The following is a 19,844-nucleotide window of genomic DNA, read 5'->3' on the forward strand; positions in this document are numbered from 1 at the left end:
TAACAATCTCCCACCCGGGACGAGCACACTACCCGCCTGATTACTCGGGTCGCGATTCCCCGGCAGCTTCGACCCACCGTGCAGCCAGCGTTGCAGCGTCGGCCGAAGTCAACCCCGATTCCGCTAATGTCTGCCACGTGAAGAAATCCAGGACTACGCGTAGGCAAGCTCGAATTTCTTTCTCCGTCGTGTGCCGACCGTCAGCCGCCGAAATGTTGTCCTCAACGAGCTCCGACAAATGCGACTCTACAGTCTGTTTCGCTGGAGCACTAAATCCGTCAGCAAGGATGTCAACAATCCCCTCGAGCTGTGGCACCCACTTCATGCGCCGGATTTCGTCCATCGCCGGAACGACCGCCGCATCGCGAAGAACCTTTCCCAGCATGTCCCGACTCCGATCGTAATACTCATACATATCCTGAAGTGCGCACCGCGTCCGAATTCCCGGATTCTGAATCTGCAACCAGGCGGTCTGATCCGGAGGCGGATTCTCTGCGAACCAGTGCGCGCTGCAGGCATCGATAAGCTCCAGCTCGGTCGGGAAGTGATTGTATACGGTGGCCCGCTGGACACCGGCATGCTTCGCAATGGCGTTGATCGTTGTCCGCGCCGGCCCGACTGTCTCGTGCAAATGAACTGCTGCCTTTGTGATGCGCTTGCGGATATCTTCCCACCGACGAGCCCTGGCCTTCAATGTGTATGGCCGCTTCCGAGCCCCTGTGCCATTCGAGCTATTTTCGTTAGACATAGTGTACATTAATTGAAACCGATAGCCGGTTGTTTCGTTTAACTCTATAAATAAGTATACGCTGTGTATAATGAAATGTAACGAAAAAGTCAAGAGGATTCAGACAACACACTCGATAGCAACATGTTAGCAAAGGAGATTCCATGCCACCGACCATCATCAAATCAGCTGACGGCGACTCCTTCGATTTTGGAGGCCTTGGGGTACACTGGAAAATTGAAGGCGCCCCCGCCGAGAAACGGTTCGCCGTCGTTCACCACCCCATCGCACCACGGGCCCTGGCCGCACCATTGCACCGTCACGAGAACGAAGATGAGTATTCATTTGTGATCAAAGGTCGGTTGGGGGCGCTCCTGGGCGATGATGTCGTCGTGGCCGATACCGGCGACTGGGTGTTCAAACCGCGTCACCAGTGGCATACGTTTTGGAATCCCGGTGACGAGCCGTGCGAGATAATCGAGATTATTTCTCCATCCGGATTCGAGAACTACTTTCGCGAGGTTGCAAACGCCTGGGGAGATATAGAGGCCTTTGCACGAATCAATGACAAGTACCGGCTCGGAATGAAATTCGAGAGCGTCCCGGAGCTATGCCAACGCTTTGGGCTCACATTTCCGGAGCTGCAGCCGGCAACCTGACATTCGCGGCACAATCCAGTGGCCCACCCCGGGTGGGCCGCTGACTTCTCCTCTAATACGGCGTCCCCTCCAGGGCCGGTGTCGGCATCATTGACTCTTCGGAGCTATTCGCTGCCCCGCTGCTCCGATCTCTGTCCCCGGCTTCTTCGACTCTACGTAATCCACACGCTTTGGGCGAACTGAATCGGATGGAAGCATCCACAACGGAGCTGCCAGCCTCATGCTGCCGGTCGCTATACATAACGGTAGTGCTTGCATTGCAATGCCTTAACGATGCTTTTATCAATCCAGCCCCTGGAACGACTCATTAATGACTTAATTTATTTAATCTGTTTATTCATTTTCATAACTTTATTACGCAACATTTGTCATTTTATTCGTATACTGCTATCAGAAAGACCAACACGGAGACCATATGAAAAGAGACTGGGCATATCTGACCTCAATGACCGGCGGAAAGTCAATCACGATCCGGCGGGTCGCAATCGACGGCGAGGATATCGCTATCGATGGAGAGTTTGAACTGCCGCCATTGGCCCGGCTCAAAGCCGAAGACCAGGTGTTCGTAGCCGTGTTCGTGAAAAGCCACGGTTCAATCAAGCAAATGGAAAAACAGTTCGGAATCAGTTACCCGACCGTCAAAAGTCGGCTTAACCGGATCGCCGAGCAGCTTGACTTTGTCGACGTGGAAACGGTGGCGGAGCCCCAAAACGAGATACTCGACCGACTCGACCGCGGCGAGATCTCGGTAGAGGAAGCGCTGAACGCATTGGGGAAGAGAGGAGAAAATGGCTAGCACCGTCATGACTGTGCTGGACCAGGTGGCCGGCGGACTGCTGGCCGTGGACGAGGCCGAGCGGATGATCCGCTCAATACTGGCATCAAAATCCCCGGTCCGGTATCGCGAAACACCGGCTTTTGTCGAGCCGATCATACCGAGCTGGCTCAGCAGCGAAACATCGCAGGTTTTCAGGTAGTCGAACGACACACATATGAAGTAAGGAGATAGAAGATGAGTGCAGAACGAAAGAAAATCCTGGACATGCTGGCTGAAGGCAAGATCACGGCCGATGAGGCCGACCGCCTGCTGGCAGCGCTTGATCCAAAAGAGCCACGTCCGGTCACCAGCGCCACCGCAAGCGAGACGCCCCGCAGCAAACCGAAGTATCTTCGCGTACAGGTGGCGGGCGGTCCGGATACCCACCGTCGACACAAAAATGTAGACATCAAGATTCCGCTGGTGCTGCTCAAGGCAGGTGTCAAACTGGGTTCTCTGATGCCGGGGGAGTCGAAAGCGAAGTTAGTGTCGAGCCTCTCGGAAAAGGGAATCGTTCTCGACTTGAACGATCTCAACGGAGAGAAGCTCGATACCTTGATAGCGGCGCTGACGGAGACGTCGATCGATATCGACGCCGACGACGAAAAAGTGACGATCTGCTGCGAGTGACGAGTGCAATCACCGCGGCAGGTCCGGATCGGACGAAAGGGCCCTCGTCCGAACTCCTGCCTTCACTTACTTTACCAGCAGCATCTTGCGAGACTGCGTCTCGTGTGCCGTCACCAGTCTGTAGAAATATACGCCGCCGGCAACCGGGCGACCCTGGTCGTCCGTGCCATCCCACACCGTGCGATAATTCCCCGCCGGGTAAATACCATCAAGTACAACCCTGACCGACTGGCCCAGCACGTTGTATACCGCAAGCCGCACCGGCGACGCCTCACGAAGCGAAAACGAAATCGTGGTCGCGGGGTTGAACGGATTGGGATAATTCTGTTCGAGTCGCACGCCGGTTGGCAATTCGCCTCCGGGGCTGCCCCCGACATCGGTGGGTGAAAGCGGAAGACACCACAAACCCTCGAGGCGAGCCGCATAAAGCCGATCCCCAAAGGCCGCGAGATCGTAGCAGTAGACGAGCTGGTGATCGAACAGCGACCAGGAATCATCGGTGCGTTCGAAGATGTACGCGCCCCGCGACGCATGCATCAAAAGGACAAATGTCCGGCCGGCCGCCGACACGACAGCCCCGTCGCCGGCGGCGCTGAACGGCGTGGCATAGTGCTCCCAGCTCGCCCCGGTGTCGACGCTGGTGTAGATGCCGTTCGATGCCGCGCCGATCAGGTCGAAGCCGGTGCCCTCAATTGCATGCATCGCCAGCCCCGTGGGGATGAAATCGCCAAAGGGCACTTCCTGCCAGGTCGACTCTCCCGGAGCGTTGATGTAGACATTCGCGTTTTGACCCGAGCCGCAGAAGAGCCAGCCGGACCACTCGTGCAATGTCTGAACATCCCAGCCGGCCAGCGAAGGCATCCCGGTGCGGTAGGTCGCCCATTGGAAGGGTCCGTTGAGGTTCATTACGAATACTCCGGCGCCGGACGTCCCCGCATACAAACTGTCATGCCGCACGGCTAGTGCGGTGACCGTCATTGCCCCGACTCCCGATAGACCGGTGGTTCGCGGAGTCCAGTCGAGGCCGAGGTTGGAGGTCTCAAAAACGCCGGACCCGTACGTTCCGACAAACAGGCGATCGCCCTTTTTGATCAGACTCGACGGCGGCGTGTCTGACGGAATAGGCGAAGACTGCTGCCAGTTCGGATTGTCGTGCGACCTGTAGTGCACCGAAGAGTCGATCAGGGCATAGAGAGTGTCTGCATCGACCAAAAGGGCGAATACCTCGCCGTCGGGCAGTTCGTCGACCGGAAGCCAAGTTTGCTGGGCCCGGACGGCAGCCCCGTGGAAGAAAACGGCACACGAAAGAGACACTACCGATATCAGCGACCAAAAAGCAGGCATTGTGACTCCTGACATCAGGCTTTCATTGAAGAACAAGGTAACGTGACTAAAAACGTCCTTTGCGGGGGATTGTTTCGTTTCGGGGGCCGGCTTTCCGAACAAGGATGGATTCCGCCGGTCCTCTTTTTGGGTGCCCCGGCAGGCGCGAACACCCGCCTGTCAGAATTTGTCAGATCTGGTCAATTCACTATCCGGGGGGCGGTATTGGAAAAAGCGAGGGTAGCGTAAGGCAATCATTGACTTTTGAACGGCGACCCGGTATTATGGTCGGGTAAATAACTGAGTCCCGTTCTTGTTTTCTCGAGTTGGTCTAATCACCAAAACTTTGAAGAAGCTAGAGTCAGGAATTCTCGCGCAATAGTGCGCACAAACGCGCACCCGGTGCAGCGCCGATTCGGCAGAATCAGGTGGTACGCTAAGGGGGCGTCACAGTGGAGTGTAGAATGAAAATCTACATCGGCAACATGTCTTTCAACACGACGGAAGACGATTTGCGCCAAACTTTTGAAAGTTTTGGTGAAGTCTCGGACATCAACATCATCACCGACCGCGACACGGGCCGCCCGCGCGGTTTTGCGTTCGTGGAAATGCCCGACTCCGGCGCCGCCAGCTCGGCGATCGCCGGCCTGAACGGCAAGGAACTCGATGGCCGGCAGTTGACGGTCAACGAGGCCAAACCCCGCACCAACGACAATCGTGGCGGCGGCGGCGGCGGTTTTCGCAAGCGGTCCTGGTAATCGTGAGTGAGACTCGTACAGGAGACCGGTTTTTCCGGTCTCCTTTTTTGTCGCTTTTCCAGTCCGACCCGGCAAGAGCAACCTCGCGCACCCTCAGCCAGTCTGTCAGCCGACGTGACCGATAGTAACCCGGAGTCACACGGCGTCAATGGCCGGCTGATCCAGCAATCACTGTCACGCTTTCAGCAACCGACCCGGCTGAAAAGCGTCTGGCAGCTGGTCAACACCCTGGTTCCGTATGCCGCACTGTGGATCGCTGCCTACAAGCTCGGGCAGATCTCCTTCTGGCTGATGCTGCCGGTGACCGTGGTGGCGGCCGGGTTTATGATCCGCACTTTCATCATCTTCCATGACTGCGGGCACGGGTCCTTTTTCCGCTCCAAAAAGGCCAATGATTTCTGGGGAGTGGTAACGGGCATTATCACGTTCACACCGTATCATTATTGGCGGGCGAGCCATGCCCGGCATCACGCGACCTCGGCGAATCTTGACCAGCGCGGGCACGGCGACGTCTGGATGATGACGGTCGCCGAGTATCTCGCGGCACCGCCGTTCAAGCGTCTCCAGTATCGGCTGTATCGCAATCCGATCGTCATGTTCCTTCTGGGGCCGTTGTTCATACTGCTGGTCACCCATCGCTTCGTGCGACGCAAAGCGTCGAAAACGCAGAAGCTGAGCGTGTACGGAACGAATCTCGGGATCATCGCGATCGGAGTGGCGCTCAGCCTGGTGATGGGAGTCTGGCAGTACCTGCTCATCCAGTTCATGATCCTGTTTCTGGGAATCATGGCCGGCATCTGGCTCTTCTACGTACAACATCAGTTTGAAGACGTGTACTGGGCCCGTGAGGAGGAGTGGGACTTCGTGACGGCGTCGCTCGACGGCGGTTCGTATTACAAGCTGCCGGCGGTCTTGCGATGGTTCACCGGCAGTATCGGTTACCACCACATTCACCACCTGAACTCCCGTATCCCGAACTACAACCTGCCGCATTGCCAGCGCGAGATAGAGAATCTCAAACAGCCGACCAAGTCGATCGGTCTCTGGAAAAGTCTGAAAGCGCTCGGCTATCGACTGTGGGACGAGGAGAGCCGCACGCTGGTCGGATTTCGCGGAGTCAACCGCCGCCTTCGCCAGCCCTCCGCACCATAAACGTCCCCGCCGCTACTCCTGAGGAGCGTCGGTGGCCAGAGAAAAGTGCTGCTGCACCAGCAGCCAGACGCCGTCCCGTTTCTCCAACACGCCGGTCCATCGGGCGTCTTCCCAACCTACCGGCTGACCGTCCCATTCCCCCATATCGTCGAGCAGACACGAGAACCACGCGACATCGCCGCCTCTCGACAGGTTGACGCGAAGCTCCTTGATATCGGCGCTGACGGCTTTGAAGCGCGGGTCAAAGAATATCCGTTCGGCATATGCCTGGAATTCGTCGAAGCCGTGGATGGTGGACCGGGAATTGGGATGAAAGATGAAAAACGACGAGTCTCGAGCCGTGTGGGCGTAGAGGCGGTCACGGTCCTTTTCCGGAATACACCAGGTAATACTCTCTCTGACCGCCGCCTGCACGGCGGCGATTTCTTTGTCGCGGTCAACGGCCTGTTGCATAGGCGAGCACCCCGTAATAACAATACCGATTACCATCAAGCCTAAGGTCAGTGATTTGCCCATAACGAACCCTCATAATTGGAGTCTTCTGCACGTGCAGAGAACCGGGTGAACGGACACGTATGGATCACGTGATCCATTATTACGAATACGTACAGGCGGACGACTGAGTTGCTATCCGTAAACGAAAAGCAGCGGCCGGTCAAGCGGGTTTACGGGCAAGAAAGAACTCCGGCAACGCCGGCTCCATATCCGGCGTGCCTGCCGGGGCGGCAATAACCTCGAATCCGACCCGTTCGAGCAGAGCGATCCAGGTCTGCCTCGGAAACAACCCCGCGACATGGCGGTCGTACACGTATCGCATGGTATTTCCGTCGCGCAGCAGATAAACCATGTCGCTGACCGAGACGGTATCGTTCGGGTCGGGATCCCAGTGCCATTCAAGGTAGCGCAGTCCCCGGTTGCCCCGGTCGTGACCGCCGTGACTGCACGAAGGCCTGAATGTCTCCCGGATGTGATCCGGCGCAAACAGCGCCACCCCGCCGGGGCGGCAGTGAATTGCGGCGGTAGCCATTGCCGAAGCGAGATCCTCCTCGGTGGCCATGTACATGATGGCATCCTGAACAAAAACGGCGTCGAACTGACGACCGAGACGGATGTGGCGCATGTCACCGAGAACGTGTTCGCACTGGGGATTGAGCGCGCGGCTGACTTCAAGCATGCCGACTGATACGTCGGACAGGGTCAACGCAAAGTGCTTCTTCATGTGCGAAGCGTTGTTGCCCCCTCCGCAGCCGAGTTCAAGAACCGTTCGAACGGGGCTGTCGGCCGCTTCCTGAATCGTGCGGGAATAGACGGCTGCCGCTTCGGCGTATTCTTCCGGGTCGGACAAAAGCGGCCACCAGTCGGCAAGGTCGCGATACAACAGCGGCTGGCCGCCCTCCCCGGCGTTTCCCGATTCTGTCATGTAATCCTCCGCACGCATATCCGAAGCATGCAGTTGTTATACGTCGAGAGACTCAATCCGGTTACGACTGGTCCAGTGACTTCTGCGTGCGACCGACCCAGCGGGGGGCGGAGTCGATTCGTTGTCTCAGCAAAAGGTTCAGCTGGGCGCTGTGGTGCTGCACGTGGCGCATGGTGTACAAATGCAGTTCCGCGACCGTCAGCTCTTTGCGGCCGTGCGCATTCAACTGTTGTGACGACTCCTCGGTAAGCGCCGATACGGCGGAGCGGCATTTGGCACGACAATAGCCCAGATACTCCAGCATTTCATCTTTGGAGTACGCGCGATCCGGAAACGCCCCCTCGGGATCAAACTCGCTGAGCGTATACGGCTCGGGCGGGCGGAACCCGTCGCCCGATTCCGACAAATAATAGTCCGTCCAAAACAGGGTGTGATATACCATATACCAGAACTCGTGGAATCCGGCCCGGTCGCCCCAAACGTGTTCGGGACAGGCGCGAATCGCATTTTCGAGCATATCGAGCGCGGCGCCAAACTGCCGCCAGACGGTTTCCTGCCAGAACCTGTGCATCGTGAACTCCTGATGTTTCGCTGAAAGTCAGTACGGGCAAAGAACACCCTCCGTAGACGGTCTGCCAATCACTTTCTGGGAACACGCTGGTGTTTATAGGGTGAGACCCTATGGGAACAGTTGATTTGGACAAGCTTGTATCGGCCCGAAGCGGCCTGCTGGCGTACATTCGGATGAAGCTCCACGACCACGATTTGGCCGAGGACATCCTGCAGGAGTCGCTGCTGAAAGCCGTCCGTGCCGCACCCGACCTTCGCGACGAGGACAAGCTGCTTCCCTGGTTTCACCGGATTGTCCGGAACGCCATTATCGACGCCTATCGTGCACGCAGGGTGCAGCAGCGGCTTTCCGAAGAGTATCGCGGCGCTCTTGAAACACTGCGGGAATCTGAAAGTCCGGAAGTCGCTGAAGTATGTGAATGTCTCGCCGGACTGCTTCCGACATTGCGGCCCGACTACGCTCGATTGATCGAATCGCTGGAACTGGCCGATGGCGACCCGGAGGCGCTGGCCCGCGAGCTGGGGATCAGTCGCAACAATCTTAAAGTCCGGCGACATCGTGCCCGCCGCGCGCTCCGCCGGCGGCTGGAAGAAACCTGCCGGCTCTGCGCTGCGCACGGTTGCCTCGACTGCTCATGTAAACGCGGATAGTCCCGGCCTGGCCGCCTGCCGTCTGATTTTTTTCCGTTTTTTCCCCCGCCCGGTGTAACCGTCGCGAGTCTCTCCGTCTTAACAGACAAAAGCGAACTCAGTTACGCAGGAGGACCTTCAATGAAGATGCACCATCACAACCATACGTATGCATCCCTGAACCATACGGCACTGGCAGCCACGGTTCACTGTCTCACCGGATGTGCCGTCGGGGAGATACTGGGGATGATTATCGGCACGGCTCTCGGGTGGGGAACGGTATCCACAATTGTGCTCGCAGTGGCACTGGCGTTTGTGTTCGGCTATTCTCTGACCATGATTCCCCTGATCCGATCGGGGTTTGCGCTGAAAACGGCCGCGGCATTGGCCTTTGCGGCAGACACGGCGTCAATCCTCATCATGGAAGTCGTCGACAACGCCATCATGTTGGTCATTCCGGGGGCAATGAGCGCGGGCCTGGATTCCTCGCTCTTCTGGGCCAGCCTGTCGGCGTCTCTGGTAATTGCAGGCACGGCAGCGTTTCCGGTCAACCGATGGCTGATTCGCCGGGGCCGGGGGCATGCTGTCGTTCACGGTCATCACGCAAACCGGTCGCGCCTGTCCGACGACCACCGGGTTCACCGTCTTTGTTAGAACGCGTGGCAAGCGCGCACGTCGCCGCGCGCCTCGACCGTCTCAGTCAACTCTCGGGCAAAGCACCAGCTCGGTGAATCGCATGGCGCTGGCCGGACCGTCGCCGTCGGTGTCGAAAGTGATGGATAACGTGCTCCTCCCGGTATCCGCCAGCCACACGCCCGGCGATGTCGATTCCCGCATAGGAACAGACTTGTTGCCCGGGAATACGAGCGTGATGAGACTGTCGGTGCCGGTGACCGATAAGGTGGCACTCTGCATCGGGAGCGTGTAAGACCCCACGAGGCGGCGGTACTTCTCAGGAATCGCGGTAGCTGTCGCGGCGGAATCCGTGTCAACAGAGCGCGGAAAGCGCTGGCGCTGATGAATCGTCAGGCTGCTCGATCTTCCCTCGGCGTCGAGTTCGAAGGAAACCGACACGCTCGACGTCAGCACGAAACACCATTCACCGTGCTCATCCGGATCCTTGAGTTCGAACACCATCTGACGGGGGATATCGATCGCCAGATGGTTGTTCTGCGAAAGGATGGTAAGAACGGTGTCCGGGCCGCGATACGCTCCGAGGAAAGGCTCGAAATCCTTCGCCGTCTCGACGGAGCGCCCTGCGTCGTCTTCGTCACTGACCGTAAAGGCGATTATCTCCATCTTCTCGGGGTTGAACATGGTTGCCTTCGAGGTCCATTCGCCGATTCGGATGTGGCTGCAATCGACAAAAGTCACTTCATCGACTGTCGCATCGATCGGGATCCACCCGGCTTCGCCCATGAAAACTTCATTCCACGCATGCTGACCGAACGCGCCGCCGTGTGTCGGCACATAGATACAACCGAAAACGCAGCGCGCGGGTATACCGACGGCGCGGCAGAAAGCGGCCACCAGGTTGGAATGCGAGCCGCACTCGCCAAGACGCGTTTCGTATGTTTTCAGCGCTGTCACGCCGCCCGGAAGATCATAGCCGATTTCCTTATTGACCCAGCTGCTGAGCCTCGTCACCGCCTCCCACGAATCGCGGGAACCCGCAGTCAGCTCCTGCGCTTTGGCGATGAGACTCGGGTCGTCCGACTCGATCATCTCTTGCGGCTGCAGATATTTCCAGAGAGAATCGGTAGCGGTGAAATCCGGCGGAAAGGGAGGCGCGCCGACACCGTTGTATCGTGCATGACTGATCTCAAAGACGCCGTCGACCATATTGTCCACTACCGTCCCCTCGAATGCCTGGCCGGGAACAGTCAGGCCTTCCGGAGTAATCCAGAGCCCGCCGGGCCGCATGACGGCACGCACCTTCATATACGAAAGTCCCCAGGGGTTACTGATGATGGTATCGACACGGGCGAAAAGCCGCTCGTCGAAGTCCGCGCGCACTATCCGATCGCGGACGCCGGGATCGGTGAGGTACTGGTCCCGCACGCCGGTCGACTTGAGAAGCAAACCGGTGGACGGATCGACCCAGAAGGTGGTGGCGACGCCGGTCGTCTTGTCCAGCTCCGTTACCTTCAGGGCGTCGTAAGTGGAGCCGGCCAGCTGGAGCGACTCGCGTCCGAGGTTGCGGTAGTGCACCGTGTTGACCGTCCCGTCCATTTCATTGAAGAGGCGACACTCCTGTTCCAGGAGAGTGTCTCTCACGAAGAAGTCCACGACATGATGCTGAAGTCGGCTGTTCTGAAGGATCGTTCCCGGCGGCAGGGCGACACGCGTGGTGTTGCTGTCTCCCGGGGCGACCATCTCGACCGTGTCACCACGCACGGTCATTGATGCGCCCACTATCTTCGTCCCCTGCTCGATGCGGCTGTTGTGTGCCACGTACATTCCAGTCGCCGAATCGATGAGGTAATCGAATTGGATATTGGCTTCTATCGACTTCCCGAAGGCTTTGATACTGAGCCACATGCTGTCAATCAGGTGCACGGCGGGACGCCCGCCGTGGTCGGTCGGCGTTACCACGACGTGTGCGTAGCCACATACGACATTGTTCTGCTCGATAGCGTAATAATACTCCTGCATCTCGGCTGCAGCCATGCGCGGGGTGACGTAAAGACCGAGAAGCGCAACTGCGAAAATCGCCCGGATGATTTTCATCGTGTGCTCCTTGTTTCGTTAGTTGATTGGTTCGCGAACGACCCGCTCTTACCCCGACGTTGAGTCGCGTGGTGACAGCTATGCTCGCCGGACGCAAAGATGGGCGGATACGTCGCGTCAATGCTGCTTTCTGTTTACGGAAATACTCTGTCAGAAGCGCATTATTCATGCCCCGTGCCGGGTGAATGCGCGCCAACAGCCCGGATAAAGCCCTGACAGGACATGTCATGCGTCCCACGCGGAGGGTGTGTGTACCCGGTCGTCAATTCTCAGTCGCCGGCCGAATCGGCCCCGGGTGACGCCGTCCCGAACAACTCGTGCATGCGACTTCGATAATCCTCGAACGCATTCCTTCCGGCCGCGCTGAGCCGGAGCGTGGTGCGTGGTTTCTTCCCTGCAAATGACTTCTCTACAGCTACGTACCCCGCACCCTCGAGGCGCGCGATATGGGACGACAGGTTTCCGGGGGTTTGTCCTGTCTGGTTCTTGAGAAAAAGAAAGTCGGCACGCTCCACTACATAGAGCAAAGCCATGATGTTGTAGCGCGACGGCTCGTGGATGAGACGATCCACATCCGGCATGGATCGCGCACTGTTCCCCCCGTTAGCCCGCATAGTGAGCCTCCGCCTTCGCTTTCGGGTACCGCTGTATGAACTTGAAAAGCTGGTACAACCCCGCACAGAAAATAATCAGGCCGGGGAGTCCAAACGAGATGACGGCGTTGGCCGGGGCTCCCACGAACGTCACGAGTAACTCCGACTCCAGAACCGCCGCCATGAGAAAAGCCAGATAAAGAAACAGCCGGGGGAAGTCGAGGGCGTAGATCGCAATGGCCGCAATCGGCGCCACCGCCATCGCCACCAGCCGCCACCCGTGTTCTGCGGCACCGCTGCCGGCCGTCATAATCACGACGGGCGCCAGCAGAATCGCGACTCCTGCACCGATGACAAGGATAATCCGGTTGCGGCTCTTTCGCTTCTGGCGAAACTCTACGGTTCCCATTCGGGGAATAGTGATATAGCGCTTGCCCAGCCACGGCAAAAGGACCGGCACAACAAGCAGGGCATAACCGACAAACCTCGAGATCCCAAGCGCATCTATCACCGCAAACCAGGCGAACACGATAAAGAACAGCGCAAACTGGATGTCGTAGATGCCGTCGCTGAAAGTCGATCGATAGGCGCGCCGTTCAAGCTCCTCGAGTGAATCGGAGTGTATCATGGCTTTCTGCCTCATCATAACAAGAGTTATCAACAAAAGACTTTGCATTACAGAGTAGTTTACGATTCAAAATAATGGATGTTTCAAGCCTGGAGAAGATTTCTCTTCGGGGATGCACCGAATGGCACAACTGATTCTACGGTAATGAGTTATACTGATTCGAGGGATCGAAAAACGGGGGCGGCGTGGCGCCGTCCCCGTGCCTGTGATCGGAATACCGGATGAGACCAAAATGCGGGATTGTGTGGTCCCGCGATCGTCCGCAGACTATCCCGCAGCGGGCTCGTCCTCGAGCTTCGGACCGGAAACACCACGGGAGCGTCGGATCTTCGAGAACGGAATCAACATCGGAACGCGCCTCGCATAGTCACGATAGCGTTCGCCGTGATGCCGGATGAGATCCCGCTCCTCGAACATCAGCCCGACAAGGATGTAGCCCGTTGTCATGGCCGCAAAAAAGAGACGGCTGTTACTCATCTCCGGCGCGGCCCAGAACGCGATTATAAAGCCAAGCATAATCGGATGGCGAATGATCTTGTACAGGCTGTGCTCTTTGAATGTCAGAGGCCCCGGCTCTCTTTGCAGCAGATACATGGTGACCTGTCGCAGTCCAAAAAGATCGAAATGATTAATGAGGAAGGTGGCAATCAGCACCACAAGCCATCCCGCCCAGAAAAGGGCGTTGAGTACCATCACCGCGATTTCGTTTTCAACCTGCCAGACCATCCCGCCAAGCGGACGCCACTGCCAGAAAATGAGCGCCAGCGAGAGATTGGCGGCGAGGACAAATGTCGACCGCACCGCCGCCGCCGGGATTATCCGACCAAGAGCGTTCTTGAACGCCGGCCGCGCCATGATGGTATGCTGGATCGCAAACACACCCAACAACAACGCGTTGATAAGAATCGCCGTCCCCAGCGGTCCCGGGATCCCCGAGTCAATTGACTTGGGTACCAAGATATTCCCCACGAAGCCGATCGCGTACAGAAAGACGCCCAGGAAAAAGACGTAGGTCAGGACGCCATAAACAAATACCAGGACTCGTTTCATACTGAAGTCCTCTGTGTTGATGTGTAACTAATGGTGCCCCGATCTGCCAGAACACCGCTTCGGGATCGGTCAATGTAGATAATATATAGCGATTTAATCTACATTACACCACGTAAACTGTCAAGGGGCGACGCGCGTGGCCCCCGCATCGGGGATCCGCCGAACGCTTCAAATCCAGGCATTTCGAACGGCGACAGGGTTTCGAGAAACCGGGAAGAATCGACTATGTGACGGTCAAATACCCGGTTGGTTTCCCCGTCCGGATATGTGCACGGCCGCTCTCCGAATAGCCTCGGGCGCGCCGCCCGGTTTCTCTGAAGACATCTCCCCCGAACCGACTCAGAACGACAGCTGGATCTGGGTTCGTACAAGGTAATCGGTCCGATCGTGGTCGATCCGATTCCGTACCGTAAATCCAACGTCGTTTTGCACTTTCAGGTTGTGTTCATCAAGATAGATCGTAGCGGCCACCGTTCCCTCGCGTTCGCCACGCACCCGCCCGGCGTCCTTGTACCGGTTCACCGTCTCGTCGTCGTCCGACCCGCCCATAATCGCTGCGGCCCGCGCCAGCGCGGCATCGGCGACGGCGGCATCGATGTCAACATCGGCATACCTCGCCGCAAGCTCGAAACGGCGGTGCACTCGCCAGGCCCCCTGCACCAGCAACCCGGTCATTGCCAAACGCGTCCGCTGCGAACCATTGATGTCAACGAACCCGATAAACGCCGCGCCCATCAGCGCGAAGTGCCGGTACTTGATCAGGCATTCGGGCGAAAGGCGGAGAGCCAGGTCCTGATACACAGCCGGGTCGATATCCCAGGCTGCGCTGACCGCAAGACTGTAGCGAACTTCACCCCCGTCGGCGTCGGAGTCCATACTGACGTCGATACCGCCCGCATTGTATGACACGTGGGCAACGAATTCCGGGTGAAATTCCGATCTGGCAGAGGCAGCCGACAAATCGGAGGGGTTGCTCACCGGCTCGCCGAAGATCGATGCCAGTCCGACCGCATGTGACGACCGCGCATTGACGCCGCTGAACAGGCCGGCCGCATACGCAAGTGCCGGCGCTTTTTCATACCCGTTGTGGACGGCGATCCCGAGCTGGCGCTCGGCTCCAAAGTACTTCGTTACGATCGACCAGTCGACGAACGTGAGCCGCTGGAAGGACTGGATGCGGTAGCGGGTGAACGGAATCTTGTACTGGCCCGCGCGCACGGTCAGGTCTTTTTTCAGTCTCGTGTCGAAATACAGATCCATCAACTCGATCGATCCCGGCGCGGTGCTGAGATGCAGCCGAAACGAAGTTTTGTATTCGGGCACCGTCACACTCAGGGTGGGACGAATGCGCCGGGCCTTCATGTAGACGGACTCATCGCGCTCAACGCCACTGCCTTTGTCTTTGCTTTCCCAGGCCGACTGCAGCTGCGCCGCAAGTTGCAGGCGGAGCACGGTGCTGTCCGGGGCGACAATCTCAAACGGACCGACGGCTGACGCGGTAGACCAACAGACGGCTACCGCTGCGGCAATAACGAGCAGACATTTCACGTGCATCAGGCTCCTTGGACGTTCGCCAACTGCTGCCTTCAATTTCGCTGGGCTGCGTCCTTACAACTCCACACCCGCGAGGCAAGCCGTGGCGATGATTATATCCCGGCCGCGCAGGACTCCGACCAGACGACCATCCTTGACGACGGGGATGTTGATCAATCGGTGTTCGACGAGCAGGTGGATCGCTTCCCTCAACGGACCAGTAATGTCGCGCTGTTTTCGTGCGGGGCACGATCCCGGAAAACACCAGAATGAGACCGATACATAATGCTGCTCCCGGAAGTTGCATCGCCTCCGTAATGAAGCAGACCACGACCAAAACCACCATGGCTATGCAGGCCAGAATCTGTTTCGCCCATCGGTCGACACGCGCCTTCTGCTTATCGGTAGGCGAATCATACGCGAGGTGGTCGTAACGGAAGCTCCGCGCCTGTACCAGCAGGTTGTTGACCTCGTCCGGCGCCATCGCCTGCACGAACCCCTGGTATGTCTTGGAATGAACTTCCTTGACGTCGATCCCCATCTTGGACAGATCCTTCGCGCTCCGCTTGAGCAGGTTCTCCTTCCTGACCCCTCCCTGCATCATAACCGCATTCATCGCCTGTGCCGTGAGCTTCTGCCGTTGTTCGACCTCGCCGATTCCCTTGTCAAACAGGTCGCGGGCGATGAAATCCTCGACACATTCCTTTCCTGAGGCGTACTCGACCGCCGCATCCAGCATGCTATCGGGAACAGGATCAGCGCGAACAGCCCGACCGCGATCGAAAATCGCCTGTAATCGATGTGTCGCACATATGCGCCGAGTTTTGCCCTCAACTTCTCTCCCTTGCGATAATTCTCCTTTATGACCCGGTGCCACCCTTCCAGATTCTTCGCTCATCCTCGCGGACCGGCGGTCGTCAGTCGGTGTAGCGTCGTCTGATCTCATCAATGAGGCGGCGCTGTTGCTGGTCGAGAAACTCCAGACGCTGGCGATGAAGTCGGGCGATGGCGGCGATGAGCTCGTCGATGTCCGCCGGCTTCTTCAGGTACTCGCCGGCGCCGAGACGCACGCCCTCCAGCGCCGCCTCAACCGACGGATGCCCGCTGAGCAGGATGACCTGGACCGCGGAGTGTTTGTCCTTGACTCTGCGCAGTACCTCCAGACCGTCCATGCCGGGCATCTTGACGTCCAGCACCATCACGTCAATCGGCTCCTGCTGCAGCAGGGCGAGCGCCTTCTCGCCGCTCTCGGCGGTGATAGTGTGAATCTTTCTGCGTGCGAATATCCTGCCAAGTGAATCGAGCAAATCGGTCTCGTCGTCGACGATCAGGACGGTTATGCGGTCGGCGATTGCTTCGTCGGCGTCGACCTCCGTATGATTTTTGCCCGCCCACTCCGAAACTACGTGGCGTGCTTTCCGGGCCAGTTCGTCGAGATCAACCGGTTTTGACAAATAGTCGGCGATCCCCTGCTTTGACGTGCTGAAGGCGTCGTCGATCGACGGATGCCCGGTGAGGAGTATCACCGGAATGTGCGGGAGGCTGGCGCGAATGTGGTTGAAGACTTCCAGACCGCTGATATCCGGCATCTTGACGTCGAGGACCACCACATCGAACGACTCCGCCGCCACTTTGTCAAGGGCGGTCACGCCGTTCGGCGCCGCAGTTACCTCGAAGCCGCGTCGTCCGAGGGCCTGCGACGTCGCCAGCAGGAACTCCTCTTCGTCATCGACGAGCAGCATGCGAATCGGGTTCTTGAACCTGTCCATGATTATCTCTTCTCCGACTGGCCGGTGTTGTCTGATTGCTGGTACGCAAGGATCAGCCTGACGGCCGTTCCGGCTCCGACCTGGCTGCTGACCTCGATATCGGCCCCCCACGAGCGGACGATTCCGTAACAGACCGACAACCCAAGGCCGGTCCCTTTACCGACGGGTTTGGTAGTGAAAAACGGTTCGAAGACACGATCGAGATGCTCGGGTGCGATACCCATACCCGAGTCGGCCACCTCGAGAATCACCCGATTGTCGTTCAGATCGCCGCGAATTGAAATCACCCCGCCGTTGGGCATGGCGTCAAAAGCATTGTTGATCAGATTGACCACCACCTGTTCGATCTCGATGGCGTCGGCAAGGACCGGTGGCAGTTTTTTGTCCACATGCAGCTCGATCGAGATGTTGCGGAGCGAGGCCTGCCGTTCCATGAGGGCGACGATCTCCGCGAGGGCCGGGGCCAGTGTGACCGGTTCCACACGAGACTCGGCGCTCCGGCCGAACTGCAGCAGTTTGCGCGTGATAACCGCGCATCGTCGCACCTGTGCCTGGCAACGTTTGACCGACGCCATCGCCTGGTGATGATCCTCGGGGCCGGCGCCGGGGTCGGCGAGGATGTCGGCTATGTTGGTCTGCTCGGCGCTGATGATTGCGAGCGGATTATTGATCTCGTGCGCCAGCCCGGTGGTTAGTTCCCCGACCGACGCGAGTTTCGCGGATCGCACGAAGGCGCGCGATATCGCCTCGCGCCCCGCGGTCGCCCGGTCGATCAGACGACTCAAATGCCAGGTGGCGAGCACGGTTGTCAGGGTGAGAATCACGACGGCCACCAGCACGACATACACGCCACGCACGATCGCCTGCGTAACGGGCGCCTGGACGTGTGCCAGATCCTGCTGGACGACCAAAAGCCAGCGATTGTCGTTGAGCCAGGTCATCACCCGGATACTGGTGCGAACTCCGTCCTCCAAACGACTGGAACGCACACCCGGGAACACCGGGACATCGGTAACTGCGGAAGAATCCAGCAACTGCCCGTCCCGGGGCGTCGTCTGGTAAAGGCCGCTGAGATTCACAATGAACACGTCGCTGCTGTCGGCCAGAAACGCCTTCTGCACCTGGTGGTCGAATTGCGCGCTGTTGATCGTCGCGCGCAGTATCCATGGCCGGCCCTCGTCCGTCGACCGCACCGCGATGATGCAATGCGGGACGCCGCGGAAACCCAAAAAGACGTCGCTCACATACTGGCCGCGAACCAACACTTCCTTGAACCAGTCCGCCTCACGGTAATTTCGCGTCATGAGGTCGAATGGCCCGACATAAGCCAGATGATTACCTTCGTGATCGATCACACCGAGGTCGATGAATCCCCGGTCGCTGACCCTGTTGAGATTCTCGAATATCGCCCGCAAACGGACCGAGTCGGCAAGACGCGCCCGATCGTTGTTCTCCGAGACGGCCTGCAGCAGTCGCCGCTGATTGGCGAGATACGTATCGATGGAATTGGCGTGATACTCCACGGATCGGCGCATCAACTCCACGGACTTCTGTTCAAGCAGGTCGCCAAACACGACCCACGATCCGAATCCCACCAGGAGCAACGGCACAAGCGCCGCGAACAACAGCGCAGCAACAATTCGCCACTTGAGCGATCGGTACGCTTCCGAAACCCGGCTCAAAAGCGGAATCCTGAGACCCGTCGGCATGTACTAACCCTTTCGATTTACTGTCAGAATCGTGTCAAGCAAGCCCCGGTCCAAAAGTGAATATGATTCCGTAATTCATTTCAATTGCAGTACTTAACGAAAATCTCGCCCTTGACATCGTAGAGTTTGTATTCTATAATGAAACAGGATTGTCGATTTTGGAATCGAGGATGAAATCACGTGAACGAACGTGAGCCATTGCCTCCGTACATGTCCCCCGTAAAAAGCACGGCTTTCGCCGAGGTGCTTCGGCTGGCGCGAATGGTTGCCGCGTTTGACTCATCCGTGCTGCTCAGCGGCGACACGGGAGTGGGGAAAGAAGTCGTCGCCCGGTTCATTCACGATCACTCGCGTCGCCGGGAGCGGCCGATGTTGACGATCAACTGCGCGGCGTTGCCGGCGGCGCTGCTGGAAAGCGAGTTGTTCGGGCATAAGGCCGGATCGTTCACCGGGGCGGTCAAAGATCGGGTCGGGCTCTTTGAACAGGCAGCGCGCGGTACGGCATTCCTCGACGAAATCGGCGATGTTGACGGCGCTATCCAGGTCAAGCTGTTGCGCGTGTTGCAGGAACGCGAAATCCTGCGAATCGGCGAAAACATCCCCCGTCGCGTGGACATTCGGGTGATCGCAGCAACCAACACCGATCTCTCCTCGGCTGTGGACGAGAATCGATTCCGCAAGGATTTGTACTTTCGGCTTCGGGTGGTGGAGATCCGTGTCCCGTGTCTGTCGGAGCGTACCGACGATATTCTCCTGCTCGCCGAACATTTCGTCACCGAACTGGCCGCTCGCATGCAACTGCCGATGCTGCGTCTGCACGAGGACTGTCATGCCTGCCTGCTGAAGTATTCCTGGCCGGGAAACGTGCGCGAATTATATAATGTCCTTGAACGTGCGGCGATTTTCGGTCACGGCAAAACGATACGTCCCGAGCATCTTCCGCCGGAAATTCTCCGTCCCACGTCTTCCCAACGAACGGCCGGTGCGTTTGTGCCCATGAGTCTCCGCGATATCGAGCGTGCTCATATCGAGCGGACGTTCGCGCACACGGCCGGCAACCGGCCGCGTGCGGCGAAAATACTCGGAATCAGCCAATCAACACTCTGGCGCAAGCTCAAAGAGTATGGCTGAGCCACCGCTATCGCG

At 58.2% G+C, this 19,844-nt stretch carries 22 protein-coding genes; 9 read left to right on the forward strand and 13 right to left on the reverse strand.

Annotation, left to right across the window (positions count from 1 at the left end):
* Positions 1–40: 40 nt before the first annotated feature.
* Complete coding sequence (locus RBT76_08875) at positions 41–757, reverse strand: TetR/AcrR family transcriptional regulator (GenBank protein MDX9857889.1); 717 nt, start codon at positions 755–757, stop codon at positions 41–43.
* 134 nt (positions 758–891) lie between these two features.
* Between RBT76_08875 and RBT76_08880 the strand changes: the two genes are divergently transcribed.
* The 4 genes from RBT76_08880 (at position 892) to RBT76_08895 (ending at position 2,833) form a co-directional block, all read left to right on the forward strand.
* Complete coding sequence (locus tag RBT76_08880) at positions 892–1,386, forward strand: cupin domain-containing protein (protein MDX9857890.1); 495 nt, start codon at positions 892–894, stop codon at positions 1,384–1,386.
* Positions 1,387–1,801: 415 nt separating this feature from the next.
* On the forward strand, positions 1,802–2,182 hold the full coding sequence (locus RBT76_08885) for a DUF2089 domain-containing protein (GenBank protein ID MDX9857891.1): 381 nt from the start codon (positions 1,802–1,804) through the stop codon (positions 2,180–2,182).
* Positions 2,175–2,363, forward strand: a complete 189-nt coding sequence (locus RBT76_08890; protein MDX9857892.1) for a hypothetical protein — start codon at positions 2,175–2,177, stop codon at positions 2,361–2,363. The genes RBT76_08885 and RBT76_08890 overlap by 8 nt, the downstream gene beginning before the upstream one ends.
* A gap of 35 nt (positions 2,364–2,398) precedes the next feature.
* Positions 2,399–2,833 (forward strand): hypothetical protein, encoded by a 435-nt coding sequence (locus RBT76_08895; protein ID MDX9857893.1) that lies wholly within the window; start codon positions 2,399–2,401, stop codon positions 2,831–2,833.
* Between the two features lie 66 nt (positions 2,834–2,899).
* Here the strand turns inward: RBT76_08895 and RBT76_08900 are convergent, their stop codons facing one another.
* The gene (locus RBT76_08900) at positions 2,900–4,177 is read right to left on the reverse strand and encodes a T9SS type A sorting domain-containing protein (protein MDX9857894.1); all 1,278 of its coding nucleotides are present in this window, start codon (positions 4,175–4,177) and stop codon (positions 2,900–2,902) included.
* A gap of 443 nt (positions 4,178–4,620) precedes the next feature.
* On the opposite strand from RBT76_08900, the gene RBT76_08905 reads away from it, so the two are divergent.
* On the forward strand, positions 4,621–4,914 hold the full coding sequence (locus RBT76_08905) for an RNA-binding protein (GenBank protein MDX9857895.1): 294 nt from the start codon (positions 4,621–4,623) through the stop codon (positions 4,912–4,914).
* 114 nt (positions 4,915–5,028) lie between these two features.
* The gene (locus RBT76_08910) at positions 5,029–6,066 is read left to right on the forward strand and encodes a fatty acid desaturase (GenBank protein ID MDX9857896.1); all 1,038 of its coding nucleotides are present in this window, start codon (positions 5,029–5,031) and stop codon (positions 6,064–6,066) included.
* A 12-nt stretch (positions 6,067–6,078) separates the two neighbouring features.
* On the opposite strand, the gene RBT76_08915 is transcribed toward RBT76_08910, so the two are convergent.
* The 3 genes from RBT76_08915 to RBT76_08925 all read right to left on the reverse strand — a co-directional run bounded on the left by RBT76_08915 (position 6,079) and on the right by RBT76_08925 (position 8,057).
* Positions 6,079–6,519: a nuclear transport factor 2 family protein gene (locus RBT76_08915; GenBank protein MDX9857897.1), complete on the reverse strand. Its 441-nt coding sequence runs from the start codon at positions 6,517–6,519 to the stop codon at positions 6,079–6,081.
* A gap of 202 nt (positions 6,520–6,721) precedes the next feature.
* Positions 6,722–7,486, reverse strand: a complete 765-nt coding sequence (locus RBT76_08920) for a class I SAM-dependent methyltransferase (protein MDX9857898.1) — start codon at positions 7,484–7,486, stop codon at positions 6,722–6,724.
* 61 nt (positions 7,487–7,547) lie between these two features.
* Complete coding sequence (locus RBT76_08925; GenBank protein MDX9857899.1) at positions 7,548–8,057, reverse strand: DinB family protein; 510 nt, start codon at positions 8,055–8,057, stop codon at positions 7,548–7,550.
* A gap of 110 nt (positions 8,058–8,167) precedes the next feature.
* Between RBT76_08925 and RBT76_08930 the strand changes: the two genes are divergently transcribed.
* Positions 8,168–8,707: a sigma-70 family RNA polymerase sigma factor gene (locus RBT76_08930; GenBank protein MDX9857900.1), complete on the forward strand. Its 540-nt coding sequence runs from the start codon at positions 8,168–8,170 to the stop codon at positions 8,705–8,707.
* 120 nt (positions 8,708–8,827) lie between these two features.
* The gene (locus RBT76_08935; GenBank protein MDX9857901.1) at positions 8,828–9,340 is read left to right on the forward strand and encodes a DUF4396 domain-containing protein; all 513 of its coding nucleotides are present in this window, start codon (positions 8,828–8,830) and stop codon (positions 9,338–9,340) included.
* A 42-nt stretch (positions 9,341–9,382) separates the two neighbouring features.
* Here RBT76_08935 and RBT76_08940 read toward each other — a convergent pair whose 3' ends face one another.
* The 8 genes from RBT76_08940 to RBT76_08975 form a co-directional block, all read right to left on the reverse strand.
* Positions 9,383–11,416: a transglutaminase-like domain-containing protein gene (locus RBT76_08940; GenBank protein MDX9857902.1), complete on the reverse strand. Its 2,034-nt coding sequence runs from the start codon at positions 11,414–11,416 to the stop codon at positions 9,383–9,385.
* A 269-nt stretch (positions 11,417–11,685) separates the two neighbouring features.
* On the reverse strand, positions 11,686–12,030 hold the full coding sequence (locus RBT76_08945) for a transcriptional regulator (protein ID MDX9857903.1): 345 nt from the start codon (positions 12,028–12,030) through the stop codon (positions 11,686–11,688).
* A complete protein-coding gene (locus RBT76_08950; GenBank protein ID MDX9857904.1) occupies positions 12,020–12,637 on the reverse strand; it encodes a hypothetical protein in 618 nt (205 codons plus the stop codon). Before RBT76_08950 ends, RBT76_08945 begins: the two co-directional genes overlap by 11 nt.
* Positions 12,638–12,904: 267 nt before the next feature.
* On the reverse strand, positions 12,905–13,687 hold the full coding sequence (locus tag RBT76_08955; protein MDX9857905.1) for an NnrU family protein: 783 nt from the start codon (positions 13,685–13,687) through the stop codon (positions 12,905–12,907).
* A 339-nt stretch (positions 13,688–14,026) separates the two neighbouring features.
* Complete coding sequence (locus RBT76_08960) at positions 14,027–15,241, reverse strand: porin (protein ID MDX9857906.1); 1,215 nt, start codon at positions 15,239–15,241, stop codon at positions 14,027–14,029.
* Complete coding sequence (locus RBT76_08965; protein ID MDX9857907.1) at positions 15,162–16,118, reverse strand: hypothetical protein; 957 nt, start codon at positions 16,116–16,118, stop codon at positions 15,162–15,164. The genes RBT76_08960 and RBT76_08965 overlap by 80 nt, the downstream gene beginning before the upstream one ends.
* A 19-nt stretch (positions 16,119–16,137) precedes the next feature.
* Positions 16,138–16,989: a response regulator gene (locus RBT76_08970; protein MDX9857908.1), complete on the reverse strand. Its 852-nt coding sequence runs from the start codon at positions 16,987–16,989 to the stop codon at positions 16,138–16,140.
* Positions 16,990–16,991: 2 nt separating this feature from the next.
* Positions 16,992–18,698 carry an ATP-binding protein gene (locus tag RBT76_08975; GenBank protein ID MDX9857909.1) on the reverse strand — a complete coding sequence of 569 codons (1,707 nt, stop codon included), beginning with the start codon at positions 18,696–18,698 and terminating at the stop codon, positions 16,992–16,994.
* Between the two features lie 180 nt (positions 18,699–18,878).
* Between RBT76_08975 and RBT76_08980 the strand changes: the two genes are divergently transcribed.
* Entirely contained in the window at positions 18,879–19,829 is a 951-nt protein-coding gene (locus tag RBT76_08980; protein ID MDX9857910.1) for a sigma-54 dependent transcriptional regulator, read from the forward strand.
* The last annotated feature ends 15 nt before the right edge of the window (positions 19,830–19,844 follow it).

This window comes from Candidatus Zixiibacteriota bacterium (genome assembly GCA_034003725.1).
Taxonomy (GTDB): domain Bacteria; phylum Zixibacteria; class MSB-5A5; order GN15; family FEB-12; genus WJMS01.